Genomic DNA, 14,421 nt, shown 5'->3' on the forward strand with positions numbered 1-14,421 from the left:
TTAAAAAGTAAGATTTACTCTAAGTCCGTGGCTACTGGCAGAAGGAATTCCAAAAAATTCAACTCCACCAAAACTTGTATTGAAACCTGTTTCAGGATCAAAATTGTCAGTATTACTATGAAGTATGGCTAAGTTTCTCCCTACGTAGCTTATAGATAGATTAGATAGATGTAGCCCTTTAATCGTTCTCTCAGGAAAAGTATACCCAAACGTTAGTTCTCTAAATTTAATGAAGCTTCCATCGTAGACCCAGTTTTCTGAAATTTGACCGACTCTACCCCAATATGTTTGAGGGTTTACACCTCTTTGCTGTACATTAGGATCTAATGTTCCATCAATCACTGCATTTTGAGGTAAGGAGATACCTTGTCCGCCAGAAAAGAATTCTCTTCCTTCTAATGTTTCGATCGCCGTACCTTGTGTATGTCTTTGTATTTCTGATAAGGAAAATACATCACCACCAAACCTTGCGTCGAATAAGAAACTTAAAGAGAATTGTTTATAAGAAAAAGAGTTTCCCCAGTTTAAAAAAGCATCTGGAGCAACATCACCGATTTGAGATATTTCAGTATTAATTACGGGTAATCCGTTAGTATCGTAGATTACATTTCCACTATCATCTTTCGAGAATGTAGTACCAAATAATCCTTGAGCGCTAGAGCCTACTTCGGCCGCTACTTGAACCACATCATTAAATTGACGTATTAATATGTTTCTATCCACTCCTTGAGCTAATTCTTCAACTTTATTTTCGTTAGTTGTGAAATTTACGGTTGTAGACCATTTAAAGTTATCGGTCTTTATAATATCAGCGTCTAAAGAAAGTTCAAGCCCTTTATTTGTTACTAAACCAGCGTTGATTATTTGATTTGCTGCTCCACTGGATGGAGGAAGCGTTAATCGTAATATTTGATCTTCGGTTCTTATAGTGTAATATGTCGCAGAAAGCCCTATTCTGTTGTTTATAAAACGGGCATCTAAACCAAATTCAAGAGCATTTGATATTTCAGGAACTAAGTCGGGGTTGTTAAGTTCTGGCCCAGTTCCTGCCCCTTCTTCTGCATTTCCGAAAAAGAAAAAACGCTGGCCGTTAAAAAGATTAGATGATACATTATAAGTATTTACAAGAGAAAAAGCACCTGTGGCATTACCAGTCTGCGCAAAACTACCTCTCAATTTTAGATTAGAAAGTATTTCGTTGTCCTGTAATGATGGGAAAGCATCTGTTGCTACAAAACTTAATCCAACAGATGGATAGAAAAATGAAGCATCGTTTATTGGTAATGTAGAACTCCAGTCATTTCTCGCGGTAAATTCTGCAAATAAATAATTGTTAAATCCTATAGTCATAGATCCGAATATAGAATTAGAAGAATTTTTGGCATTACCAGGAACTACGCTAATACTCTCAAAATTGTTAAGAGAGAAAAAGTTAGGAAGTAAAAAAGTTTCTCCAATAGCTTGTAATGATTTAAAAGAGACATCAGAGTGACTAAACCCAAGTGTAGCTCCCAAGTTAAAATTATTACCTATGTCTGTATTGTAGGTAAAAATTAAATCATAATTATTGGTTCTAGCAGTAGAGTTGGTATCAGAAAATCTTCCGTTACCAGCAATGTCAAAAGCACCGAAAGGATTGAATATCTGCTGACTACTTGTGATGTGGTCTTGAGAAAGTCTCATTAATCCCTTTAGGCCTGGTGCGATATCAATATTTAGTTCTAATAGACTGATATATCGATCAACTTCATCTTCATTGAGCAGTGTATTAGAAGTGTAATATGGATTTGTAATGAAAGCTCCTGCCCAGTTATTGGGAGTGCCATCCGATTCTAAAAAGTTATCTCTTAACAATGTATTAGAAATATTTCTGGGCCTTAATGAAAGAGCGCGAGTAATATTGGTTTGACCTCCTGTTAGTTCAGGTCGATTTCGTGCATCTTGATGGATATAATCAACCTTTCCGAGGATCTTTAACCAACTTGTGATAGAAGCACCAGCTTTGATACTAAAGTTTTGACGTTTTAAATTACTTCCAGGGACTATGGACTCATCATCTAATCTGGAATAACTAAACCTATAATCAAATTTTTCTGTTCCTTGTGAAACTGCAACTGAATTTAAAAAAGAAAACCCACTCCTGAAAAAATCTTTAAAATCGTTGTCATTCGCAGAATAACTGGCAGTTCCAACTCCATCAAAACGCTCTCGTTGTGTTCCATCTAACCTCGGTCCAAAACTACTACCATTGGTGATATCGTATACTAGTTGATTTGTTGAGGTGTCAAACAAACCTTGACCATATTCATTTTGAAATTTAGGGGAAACCAATATAGAACTTGCAGTAATCGAAGAGTTTATTTCTACAGTGGGCTTGTCAGAACGTCCTTTTTTCGTGGTAATTACTAAAACACCATTTATTCCTCTAAATCCATAGAGTGCTGTAGCATTTCCACCTTTTAGTAGGGATATGTTTTCGATATCATTAGGATTGAGATTAGATAGTGTGTTACCATAATCAAGTCCAGAAGCAAAATCTCCCTGACCACCTTGATTATCATCTATAATAACACCATCCAATACAATTAGAGGTTGATTGTTAGCTCCTAAAGAACTGATTCCTCTAATATTAATTGATACAGATGAACCAATTCCACCTGAGTTAGAATTGATATTTACACCCGCTAATTTCCCACGAATCGCTGATCCAATATTAGGATCTGCTGTTTGTGTAATTGTTTCAGATTTAAGTTGTTGTACTGAATACCCTAGTTTTTTTGATTCTTGTCGTATACCAAAAGCTGTTATTACTACATCCTCTAGTTGTTCTGCATCTTCTTCTAGACCAATATTTATGGTGTTTGATGAGCCAATAGATTTTTCTACGGTTTTAAATCCGATATAAGAAAATACCAGAATATCACCTGTAGAAGCATTAATTGTATATGCACCATCAAAATCGGTTTGTTCTCCGGTAGAAGTTCCTTTCACAATAACATTTACTCCAGGTAAGGGTGTGTTATTTACCGCATCAGTTATTATTCCAGATATTTTTTTTTCCTGAGCGAGAACTCCGATTACTAAAAATAAAAATGAAATTAAAGTTAATTTTTTTTGCCTCATGTTTTCCTTTTATTGATTATTTGTGTTGTTCTAAATTAATAGTTTGAAGGTTTTCTTTTTTTTTTTTTATCCCAACAACAGCATTTTGATAATGAACGACATATAACCATAGATAACCGTTGCTACAGGTTTTTGGAACCAAACATTTTTTTGTTTTTTATGATATTTAATGATACTTTTTCACAGTTTTTTAATAAAATTAACACTGTTCTGTGCTAAAAACTGATAAAAATGTAATCCACGAAGATGTGGAAGAAAAAACAATTAAAACGAAGTATCATATCTATTTTTGGATGACATACTTTCTTTTTAATGTGATAAGATGGGGTAGTTATTTTAATGATTACTGGTATTCTTTTAAATCCAATTTAGTAGAATTTCCATTACACCTTGTAATTGTTTATTTCAATATAAATTACCTTATCCCAAATTATTTATTGAAGAAAAAATATACGATGTATGTTACTTTTTTGCTTTTAAGTTTAGGGGTTCATTATGTGGTAAGGTCAGGGTTGAATTATTGGCTAATTACAGAAAATATTTGGCCTGAAGCCCAAGGAGAGAATGCCCCCTTCGGTCTTAATCACATCATAGCGGTAGTATTAGGAGAATTATATGTTCTTGCATTAACTTTTTCTATAAAAATCAGTGTTGACTTTATTCTGGAAAGAAACAAGACTCAGCAATTAATAGCATTACAATATAAAACCGAGTTACAATATCTTAAGGCACAAATTCAACCACATTTCTTTTTTAATACGTTAAACAACTTATATGCGTTAACAATACAAAAGTCTTCGAAAGCATCAGACGTAGTTGTTAAACTATCAGAATTTATGCAGTATATTATATATGATGCTAGTAAAAAGAAAGTTTCTTTAATACAAGAGATACAGTATATTGATAATTATATTGAGTTAGAAAATATAAGATATGGAAACGAGATTAAGACGGAAATTAACATCGTTGGGTGTATAGATGATGTATTAGTAACTCCGCTATTATTCCTGCCATTTGTAGAGAATGCTTTTAAGCATGGTTTTAAGGATACAGGAGAGATGAGCCTATTAGTTTCATTTGAAGTAAATAACGATACATTGATTTTTGTGTCTGAGAATAGCTATGGTAAAGAGGCTTCTTCAAATTCTAAGAATGGAATCGGAATAAAAAATGTCGAAAGAAGATTACAACTTTTATATAATGAAAATTATGAGCTAATAGTATCTAATGATAATAACCTTTATAAGATTACCCTTAAAATCCCAACCACATGACCATAAAAAGTATCATAATTGATGATGAACATTTGGCAATAAGTATTATTGAATCATACCTTAAAGAGTTCAAAAACATCGAAGTTATAGGTGTGTTTAAAAACCCTTTGGAAGCGCTGCCCTTGCTTGAGAATGATGGTGTTGATGTAGTCTTTTTAGATATAAACATGCCAAGAATGAATGGTTTAGAATTCTTAAAAACACTTAAAGAATATCCACAAATCATCATTACAACTGCATATAAAGAGTATGCAATCGAAAGTTATGAATTAGAGGTTCTTGACTATTTAGTGAAACCCATACCTTTTAGCAGGTTTTTAAAATCAATAAATAAGTTAATGGCTAGATTAATAACACTGGACAAAGGCAAGCCTTTTGCTGAATTTGAACAAGCCCCTCATGTTTTTTTGAAAGTAGATAAAAAACTAATCAAGATTTTTCTTCGCGATATTCTTTATATAGAGAGTTTAAAAGATTATATAAAGTTGCGTAGTGTAGAAGGAACCTATATTTCTCATAAATCTTTAGCAAGTATAAGTGAGGAACTACCCTCCGAAAATTTTATTAGAATACATAAATCATATGCCATAGCAATTGATAAAGTAAAATCTGTAGAAGGTAATCTTGTGGAGATTGGCGATAAGAGAATTCCAATCGGTCGTAACTACTCAATTCACGCTAAAAAACAAATATTAAAAAACAAAGGGAACCTACTCAATGGATAAGTATCTATATTGCACAAAAAGAGACCTTTTAATAATAAAAATACATCTGTAATTTTAATACAACTGACATAACCAATAATACAGCAAATATATTCACATGAAACTAAGCACACTTGATTACTCAATTATAATAGTTATTCTACTGACTACACTTTTTATAGGAGTAATAGTATCGAAAAAAGCAGGGAAGAGTACCTCAGAATATTTTTTATCAGGAAGAAATATGCCTTGGTGGTTACTAGGGTTCTCTATGGTAGCAACTACCTTTTCTACCGATACTCCTAATTTTGTAACAGATATTGTTAGAAAAGATGGAGTTTCTTCGAATTGGATGTGGTGGGCGTTTTTAATTACAGGTCTTTTAACTGTTTTTATATATGCTAAATTATGGAGAAGGTCCAACGTAAGTACGGATATTGAGTTTTATGAATTAAGGTATGGAGGAGCTCCTGCCATTTTCCTAAGGTCTTTTAGAGCTTTATATTTAGGTCTTGTATTTAATGTTTTTGCAATGGCTGGTGTCACTCTTGCTGCGATTAAGATTGGTAGTATTATGCTTGGTTTAGAACCATGGGAGACTATAGTTTATGCAGGGATAATTACTGTAGTATTCAGTGCATTAGGAGGTTTTAAAGGAGTAGTTTATACTGATTTTTTATTATTTTTCATAGCAATTGGAGGTGCAATAGGGGCAGCATATTATTTAGTAAATATTCCTGAAGTTGGTGGACTTCAGAATTTAATAACACATCCCAATGTAGCGGATAAACTATCATTATTACCAGATTTTAATGATAAGGAAGCACTTATTACACTATTAATTATCCCCTTAGCAGTTCAGTGGTGGAGTTCTTGGTTTCCGGGAGCAGAGCCTGGAGGAGGAGGTTATATTGCACAGCGTATGCTAGCTGCTAAGAATGAGAATCATGCAATAGGTGCAACATTTTTCTTTAATATTATGCATTATGCTTTACGCCCCTGGCCATGGATATTGGTAGCATTAGCTTCGCTTATAGTTTTTCCTGATATAGCAAGTATTCAAGAGGCTTTTCCAAATGTAACTGAGGATAAATTAGGACATGATTTAGCGTATTCAGCAATGCTAGCAAAATTGCCAAGTGGTCTTTTGGGATTGGTATTTGCTTCTTTGATTGCAGCATATATGAGTACTATATCTACACATCTTAATTGGGGGTCGTCTTATATTGTAAATGATTTTTATAAGCAACAAATAAAGAAAGATGCATCAGAAAAAGAATTGGTAATGGTAGGAAGAATTTCGACTGTTGTGCTTATGATATTAAGCGCATTATTTGCATTGTATCTTAAAAATGCAAAACAATTATTTGATATTATAATAATGTTTGGAGCTGGAACTGGACTTATTTTTATTCTTAGATGGTTCTGGTGGCGCATCAATTCTTGGAGTGAGATTTCAGCGATGATTATTTCGGGAGTGGTATCTTTAATATTCGCTTCTCCTGTTGGAGATTATTTTTTTGGTGATGATGCAATTATGTCAAGCTGGGCAAAACTTCCGAGTATAGTGTTTATAACTACAGTTGTTTGGATAAGTGTAACATTTTTAACAAAACCAGAAAGCGATAGTGTTTTACAAAATTTTTATAAAAAAATACAACCAGGAGGACCTGGTTGGAAGAATGTTATTACAAAGGCAAAAGAAAATAATATAGATATCGTAAATAGTTTAGAAGGATGGAGTGTGCCGTCTGGAATTCTGGCATTATTATTAGGATGCTTCTTAGTTTATGGAGTATTGTTTACGACAGGACACATAATTTATGGGAATTTACAAGAATCATTAATTCTTGGATCAGGAACCATAATTGCAGGTGTTTTATTGGTAAGAGTTTGGAGGAAAATAGGTAAAGACCTTATTGTCTAATCCTAATAAATATTGAACTTAATTTTAAGAGAGGAATAGCATTTAGATATCTAAATGCTATTCCTCTTTTTTATACAAACCCTATTGATTTTTTCTAAATATATCAAAATTACGGTTATAGGATTTTTGCTTCATAATATCTACAAAATGATGTCATTGATCCAATTAGTTTTTTGGCCTATATAGTTCTTTATACTTTAAGATCAGTTTAACATAAACTGTTGAAAACTTAAAACACAAATCATCATGAAACTATTAAAACCTTTACTAAAGAAAAACCCTTTTCATTTTGGCTCTTGGAAAGTGCCATTACTAATCTTATGTTCCTTTTTCGTAGGCTTAACCTGGGGACAAGTAAATACAGGAGGAACCGCAACAACATCAAATCATCAAAAGCAGGTGATTGGATATATCACAAATTGGGATGCCTGGAAAGCCGCTAGTGCAGGAGTTCCCTCTGCAGGTGCATTAACACAGCTTAATATCGATTATTCGAAATATACGATCCTTAACTATTCCTTTTTTGGTGTAGCAGTTGATGGATCTTTACACAGTGGAGATTTAAGAAACAAAAACATATATCAACCTGGAGCAATTCAGGAACCAGGAGACATTCTATTTACGGATATATATAGTAGCTGGGATATGTATTTGTTGTTTGGAGAATTAGAAGTAATACAATACATAAGCCCTGATGTAAAAGAAAGAGCAGAGGCTTATGGATTTGAAGTTGAGGTGGGTGGAGCTACGTGGAATCATCCTGGATGGGGATTGAGTGGCCAATTACCATTACCGCTTCCTAAAGAAGGTGGAGCAAAAGGATTGTTAGAATTGGCAAAAGAAAATGGAGTAAAAGTAATGGCTTCTATAGGGGGATGGAGTATGTGTAAGCATTTTCCTGAAATGGCGGCGGACCCTGTTAAAAAAGCTCGATTTATTGAAGATTGTAAAAGACTAATTAATATGGGGTTTGATGGAATAGATTTGGATTGGGAATATCCAGGTCCTTATCCTGGAATGAATTTTACGGGAACAAATGCAGATTACCCAAATTTTGCATCCTTGGTAGAAGAGATTAGGGCAGCAATAGGTCCTGATAAATTGATTACCGCTGCGATGTCTGCAGATCCAAAAAAGCTAGAAGGATTTGATTGGAACCGACTAGATAACTCTATGGATTACTTTAATATGATGACCTATGATTTTAATGGAGGGTGGTCTAATATAGCAGGTCATAATGCTCCAGTATATCCATATGATGGTGCAGAAGTACCAGATTTTAATTGGCAGTCTACGTTAACTGCAATGCAATCCATGGGGGTGCCTTCAAATAAAATCAACTTCGGGATACCATTTTATGGAAGAGGAGTTGTAACTGATGGTAATGCTACGTTAAATGCGCCAACAGTTAAGAGAAATGTGACAATACAACCAGATGGTCCTGTTAGTACAGCTGCAGATTATACCAATTGGCCACAGGATGTATATGATGGTACGCCAAATCATTTTTTTATCAAACAAAAAACAGAAGGCGGAAATGGCTGGACAAAAAAATGGGATGACCAAGCAAAAGTCCCTTATATGACTAAAGGTAATTTTTTTCTTAGTTACGATGATGAAGAGTCTATTGGGATTAAAGCACAGTACATTAATGACAATAATCTTGCTGGAACAATTGTATGGACGGTGTTCGGAGACTTGGAGATAAGTGGCTCTTTTCAATCATTTGGAACTAAGTTGAAGAGATGGTCTAACGTGAAGTCACCATTAATAAATAAAGTGAATGAAGTATTTGCGAATGGAGGAGATCCAGATCCAAATACAGCACCATCGGTAGCTATTAGTTCTCCCTTAGATAATGCGAATTTTGAAGAAGGGAATGCTATTACAATTGAAGCCAATGCTAATGATATTGATGGAACAGTAACTAAAGTAGAATTTTATGTTGGAACTCAGAAAATAGGTGAAGATATATCAAGTCCTTATCAAGTAGTTTGGAATGGAGCTAATGAAGGTGGTTACTCTTTGACAGCTAAAGCTTACGATAATGATAATGCGAATACAACTTCTTCTTCGATTTCTATTTTTGTGTCCGGTGGAGATTGCTCCGATAGCCAAAATAATTTTAAAGTAGTTGGATATATGCCAAGCTGGCAAGGAAGTGCAAATACAATACAGTACGACAAATTAACACATATTAATTATTCGTTCTTACTCCCTAATAGTGATGGTAGTCTACAACCTCTTGATAATGTTGCAAAAATGCAACAAATCGTTAGTCTTGGACATGCACAAGGAGTTAAAGTGTTGATTGCTGTAGGAGGATGGATGGATGGTAATGATTCCCCGTTTAGCACATTAGCCGCAAATCCAACGACGAGAACTACTTTTATAGACAACCTGGTGAATTATGTAAATCAATATAATTTAGATGGTGTAGATATGGATTGGGAATATCCCCGTGAAGGTAATGAACCTCAAAATTTTGAATTGTTAATGCAAGAACTTGGTCAAGCAATGCATAGTAGAGGGAAATTATTAACCTCGGCCGTAGTCGTTTCAGGTTGGAATGCAGATGGGATTCTTAGTGGAGTTTTTGATGATGTAGATTTCTTAAATATTATGGCATATGACGGTCCTGATCACGGAGCTATGACTCAAGCTCAAGGTGGATTAGATTATTGGCTTGGTCGTGGATTACCAAAAGAAAAAGCAGTATTAGGAGTGCCTTTTTATAGCAGACCGCAAGCACAAAGTTATGCTTCATTGTTAGCTCAAGGAGCAAGCCCTAATAGCGATTCTTTCCAAGGAAATAATTATAATGGTATTCCTACTATAAAAGCTAAAACCGAAATGGCGCTGAATCGAGCTGGAGGTATTATGATATGGGAGTTGTCTCATGATACAACGGATCAACAAACATCTCTTTTAGCAGCGATTAACCAGGTTGTAGGAGATCCTTGCGACCCAGGTAATATAAAGCCGGTAGTTAGCATTACATCACCGACTAATAATGCAAATATCGAATTAGGAACTATAAACCTTACCGCTACGGCTTCTGATCAAGATGGAACAATAAGTAGTGTCGTATTCACTATTGCAGGTAAAGATATCTCAGCAACTGCTTCTGATAATATATATTCAGCTAGTTGGATTCCAGATTCTGAAGGGCCATATACTATTGTAGTCACCGCTACGGATAATGATAATGAATCAACGACTAATCAAGTTAGTGTAACAGTTACTTCTGGTGATACTGGAGGTTGTACTGCTCCTCCATACGTAAATGGACAAGTATATGTTGGAGGAGATACAGTCTCATATCAAGGAAATGAATATCGTGCTAAGTGGTGGACACAAAATAATGATCCCGTTACGAACCGAGAGAATGTTTGGGAATTATTAGGACCATGTACTGATGAGAATAACCCGGATGGAGGAGTTATAGCTGGAGGACCTTTTGTATTTACGGTAGGAGATGGTATCGCGGACAATGTTTCTGGGATTACACTGAGTGGTAATAGTGGTATGAATTCGCAATGGGTTATTACTGATGAACAAGGAAAAATACTTGGATTACCAGTATCACCAGAGCAAGTAAATTTTGACGGATCAGGACCTGGTATTTGTTTAATATGGCATCTAAGTTATGAGGACGGTTTAACTGGGTTATCCGCAGATAATAATACTTCAGGATTACAAGGGGCTTTTGATTTTTCAAATTCTATTACAGTTACAAGAAATTCAGTAGGAGATAATAATCCAGAAGGAGGAGTTATAGCTGGAGGACCCTTTGTATTTACAGTAGGAGATGGTATTGCAGATAATGTTTCTGGTATTACGCTGAGTGGTAATAGTGGTATGAATTCGCAATGGGTTATTACCGATGAACAAGGAAAAATACTGGGATTACCGGCATCGCCAGAGCAAGTGAATTTTGACGGAGCAGGAGTAGGTATTTGTTTAATATGGCATTTGAGTTATGAAAATGGTCTGATAGGATTATCCGCAGATAATAATGTTTCAGGATTACAAGGATCTTTTGACTTTTCAAATTCTATTTCAGTTACAAGAAATGCAGTAGGAGGAGGAGATTGTACAGAACCACAATATGTAGAAAATGGTGGATATGTTGCAGGTAGTCAAGTTGAGAATGCTGGAAATTTATATGAGTGTAAACCTTATCCATTCTCGGGATGGTGTAATGGAGCCGCGTGGGCATATGCACCTGGAGAAGGAACCTATTGGCAAGATGCATGGACTCTCATTGGTGAGTGTGGTGATGGAGATACTGGAGGAAATGAAGCTCCAACTGTATCCATTACGCAACCTGTAAACGGACAGTCATTTACTGCAGGAAGCACAATTACAATTAATGCCTCAGCTTCAGATAGTGATGGGAATGTAACAAAAGTGGAGTTTTTAAGAAATGGGACTATAATAGGAGAAGATACAACAAACCCTTATAGTTTTACCTGGAACAATGCTTCTACAGGAAATTATATACTTACTACAAGAGCAACTGATGATGATAATGCCACGGGAGAGGCTACAGTAAATATTTCTGTAGGATCTGTACCACCACCTCCACCAGGTGGAGATTTGCCAAAAAGAATCTTGGTAGGATATTGGCATAATTTTAATAATGGATCTTCAATTCCAAAGCTAAGAGATATATCTGATAAATGGGATGTGATTAATATCTCTTTTGCAATTCCAACTGTGCAAAATGGAGCTACCATGACTTTTACTCCAGATCCAGAGATCTATTCAAACGCTCAAGAATTTAAAAATGATGTGGCTTTATTACAAAGTAGAGGTAAAAAAGTATTGATCTCTATGGGTGGGGCTACCGGTGCGGTAGATGTAGATAGCCCAGCAGATGCGCAAGCTTTTAGTAGCTCTATGACCAATATTATTAATGAGTATGGTTTTGATGGTATGGATATTGATTTTGAAGGTACTTCAATTTCTCTGGCACCGGGAGATACTAGTTTATCAAACCCGACTTCTCCAAAAGTTGTAAATCTTATAACTGCTTTTAGATCAATTCTTTCTCAATATGATATGTCGAAATTTATTCTGTCAATGGCTCCTGAAACTGCCTATGTACAAGGTGCAATTGGCCAGTATGGTGGTATTTGGGGAGCATATCTTCCATTAATCTATGCACTACGTACTGAAATGGATTACATTCACGTTCAGCATTATAATACGGGTAGCATGTTAGGATTAGATGGCAGAGCTTATTCTGCTGGAAATGCAGATTTTCATGTGGCGATGGCCGAAGTATTATTGCAAGGATTTACATTAAGTACAGGAGAACAGTTTCCTGCATTACGACCTGATCAAGTTGCCATAGGATTACCAGCTAGTCCATCGGCGGCGGGAAGCGGATACACACCAGCCGCAGAAGTGTATAAAGCATTAGATTATATTATCAAAGGACAATCTTTTGGCGGACAATACACGTTGCGAAATCCTTCTGGATATGCTAACTTTAGAGGTTTAATGACTTGGTCTATTAACTGGGATATTGTTGCAGGTTTTGGATTCTCAGATCCTCATCGAACTTATTTAGACGCCTTAGATCAAAGATCTCCAGAGCAAGAATTACTTGAAAAAGAAAGTTTAAAAATGTATCCTAATCCTTTTAGTTCAGAGGTTACAGTTACTTTCAGATTGAGTAAGAATGAATTAGTTAATGCAGTTGTCTATAATCAGATCGGAGTAAAAGTCGCTGTATTAAAAAATAACGAAAAACTTTCTTCTGGAAGTCAAAATATTCAATGGGATACAGATGGTATTCCTAGTGGAATTTACTTCTTAAAACTTAGAATAGGTAAAGAAGTAAAAACAATGAAACTGATTAAACAGTAGCATTTCTCCCTAATTTTTTTGTAAAATTCACCTCTCTTATGTGTTAAAAATTTAGAGAGGTGAATTTTGTTATTTACATTAGTTTCTTAGTTATATATGTTTATTGAATTTTTACAGATACGGGATCAATTCTAAGCTTTAAAAAATCAAAATGTTTAGATTTAATTTTCCTTTTTTAAAATAGAAATCCCAAATATCCCCTGAAAGTAGACAAGTATAACAACTATAGTTGCAAGAATAGAAGGGTAAAATAGTTTTATACTATCTTCATTCTGATCTATTGAGTTTAATAAATCCGTATAAGTTAAAATGATATAAATTGACAAAAGGATTACACTTACAATAAGTCCAGCTTTTACTTTATGTCTTGTTTTTATCAATACTTCTTTATAGTTTTTTTCCTTTTTTACTATATCCATAATATTATCTTCTAATTCAGGGTGAGTAACATAAATTGGATTGTATTCAGTAAGTGTATTATGTATATTTTGATCTGTCTTATCCATTATTTAGATTATTATGTTGAATAGAAAGTGCAAGAAAACTCTTTCGTGCTCTATGTAGTAATACTTTTATATTTGATTTGGTGAAACCTGTAATTTTTTCTATTTCTGGAATAGACTCTTCGTGTAAGTAAAACAATTTCAATAGTAAAGCTTCTTTGGGTTTCATAAGATTTAAAGTCTTTTTAATTTCTAATTTTTGATCCTTTTTTTCAAAGTTTTCAATTGCTTCATTAAAAGATACTGAATAATCAAAAGGATCATCCATAAACGTAATGAACTCTTGTGACCGTTTGTTTTTCTTTATAAATTTTAAAGATTCATTTACTACAATTTTATACAACCAAGTCGAAAATTTTGCGTCAGAACGATATGATCTTAAGGCTTTAAATGCTCTTATAAATGAATTTTGAACAACATCATTCGCGTTAAACTCGTTTTTTACCATAGAAATTGCAATTGAATATGCCATTTCCTGATATGTCTTTATAAAATACACAAAGGCATTTTTATCTCCAGAGAGTACTTTATCTATATGCGCTTTGTCTGGTATAGAATTCAATTACTTTTCTTTTTACTGATATAAAAAGAAATCAGAAAACCTATTCCTCCAAATAGTAATAGAAAACCCGGGATGATTACATATTCTGGGATTTTAGTGTATAAACTGAATAAGTAGGATGTAAATACAGCTGTTGCTAGCGAACATAAAAGTATTCCAATGTTTAAAAAAATATTACCGGAATCCTTAAACTTTTGGTCAATCATTCCACTTTCAATTTTTGCCATACGCTCCAAGTGTTTACTTTTTATGATATAGAAAATTGAAAATACAGCGGCGGCTATCAATGCTATTACAACTATTGCTACAGGATCATTCATTTTATTTTCATTTTTAATATTAATATATATCCATTGGATACCCATAATTAGCTAAAGGTTACAAAAAGTTGAAAAAATAAAATTCAATTATTTGTAACCTTTATGAATATTGAAGTATCAGATTAACA

At 34.3% G+C, this 14,421-nt stretch carries 8 protein-coding genes; 4 read left to right on the top strand and 4 right to left on the bottom strand.

Annotation, left to right across the window (positions count from 1 at the left end; translation table 11 throughout):
* Nucleotides 1–3,123: a SusC/RagA family TonB-linked outer membrane protein gene (locus tag D1815_RS19925; protein ID WP_118389012.1), complete on the bottom strand. Its 3,123-nt coding sequence runs from the start codon at nucleotides 3,121–3,123 to the stop codon at nucleotides 1–3.
* Between the two features lie 212 nt (nucleotides 3,124–3,335).
* On the opposite strand from D1815_RS19925, the gene D1815_RS19930 reads away from it, so the two are divergent.
* The 4 genes from D1815_RS19930 to D1815_RS23860 all read left to right on the top strand — a co-directional run bounded on the left by D1815_RS19930 (nucleotide 3,336) and on the right by D1815_RS23860 (nucleotide 12,908).
* Nucleotides 3,336–4,397: a sensor histidine kinase gene (locus D1815_RS19930; protein WP_233557513.1), complete on the top strand. Its 1,062-nt coding sequence runs from the start codon at nucleotides 3,336–3,338 to the stop codon at nucleotides 4,395–4,397.
* Nucleotides 4,394–5,122: a LytTR family DNA-binding domain-containing protein gene (locus D1815_RS19935; RefSeq protein ID WP_118389013.1), complete on the top strand. Its 729-nt coding sequence runs from the start codon at nucleotides 4,394–4,396 to the stop codon at nucleotides 5,120–5,122. The genes D1815_RS19930 and D1815_RS19935 overlap by 4 nt, the downstream gene beginning before the upstream one ends.
* 97 nt (nucleotides 5,123–5,219) lie before the next feature.
* Nucleotides 5,220–7,028, top strand: a complete 1,809-nt coding sequence (locus D1815_RS19940) for a sodium:solute symporter family protein (RefSeq protein ID WP_027394124.1) — start codon at nucleotides 5,220–5,222, stop codon at nucleotides 7,026–7,028.
* A 246-nt stretch (nucleotides 7,029–7,274) separates the two neighbouring features.
* Nucleotides 7,275–12,908, top strand: coding sequence for a glycosyl hydrolase family 18 protein (locus D1815_RS23860; RefSeq protein ID WP_199726719.1), 5,634 nt, complete (start codon nucleotides 7,275–7,277; stop codon nucleotides 12,906–12,908).
* 161 nt (nucleotides 12,909–13,069) lie between these two features.
* Here the strand turns inward: D1815_RS23860 and D1815_RS19960 are convergent, their stop codons facing one another.
* Genes D1815_RS19960 through D1815_RS19970 form a run of 3 tightly spaced genes read right to left on the bottom strand, consistent with a single transcriptional unit; the run spans nucleotide 13,070 to nucleotide 14,293 of the window.
* The gene (locus D1815_RS19960; protein ID WP_118389014.1) at nucleotides 13,070–13,414 is read right to left on the bottom strand and encodes a hypothetical protein; all 345 of its coding nucleotides are present in this window, start codon (nucleotides 13,412–13,414) and stop codon (nucleotides 13,070–13,072) included.
* Nucleotides 13,407–13,973, bottom strand: coding sequence for an RNA polymerase sigma factor (locus tag D1815_RS19965; RefSeq protein WP_118389015.1), 567 nt, complete (start codon nucleotides 13,971–13,973; stop codon nucleotides 13,407–13,409). The genes D1815_RS19960 and D1815_RS19965 overlap by 8 nt, the downstream gene beginning before the upstream one ends.
* Nucleotides 13,970–14,293, bottom strand: a complete 324-nt coding sequence (locus D1815_RS19970) for a DUF6249 domain-containing protein (protein WP_118389016.1) — start codon at nucleotides 14,291–14,293, stop codon at nucleotides 13,970–13,972. Before D1815_RS19970 ends, D1815_RS19965 begins: the two co-directional genes overlap by 4 nt.
* Nucleotides 14,294–14,421: the final 128 nt, after the last annotated feature.

It is taken from the genome of Aquimarina sp. AD1, assembly GCF_003443695.1.
Classification (GTDB): Bacteria; Bacteroidota; Bacteroidia; order Flavobacteriales; family Flavobacteriaceae; genus Aquimarina; species Aquimarina latercula.

Coding starts and splice junctions, on each gene's coding strand:
- D1815_RS19925 (WP_118389012.1), bottom strand. CDS start 3,123: ATGAGGCAAAAAAAATTAACTTTAATTTCATTTTTATTTTTAGTAATC.
- D1815_RS19935 (WP_118389013.1), top strand. CDS start 4,394: ATGACCATAAAAAGTATCATAATTGATGATGAACATTTGGCAATAAGT.
- D1815_RS19940 (WP_027394124.1), top strand. CDS start 5,220: ATGAAACTAAGCACACTTGATTACTCAATTATAATAGTTATTCTACTG.
- D1815_RS23860 (WP_199726719.1), top strand. CDS start 7,275: ATGAAACTATTAAAACCTTTACTAAAGAAAAACCCTTTTCATTTTGGC.
- D1815_RS19960 (WP_118389014.1), bottom strand. CDS start 13,414: ATGGATAAGACAGATCAAAATATACATAATACACTTACTGAATACAAT.
- D1815_RS19970 (WP_118389016.1), bottom strand. CDS start 14,293: ATGAATGATCCTGTAGCAATAGTTGTAATAGCATTGATAGCCGCCGCT.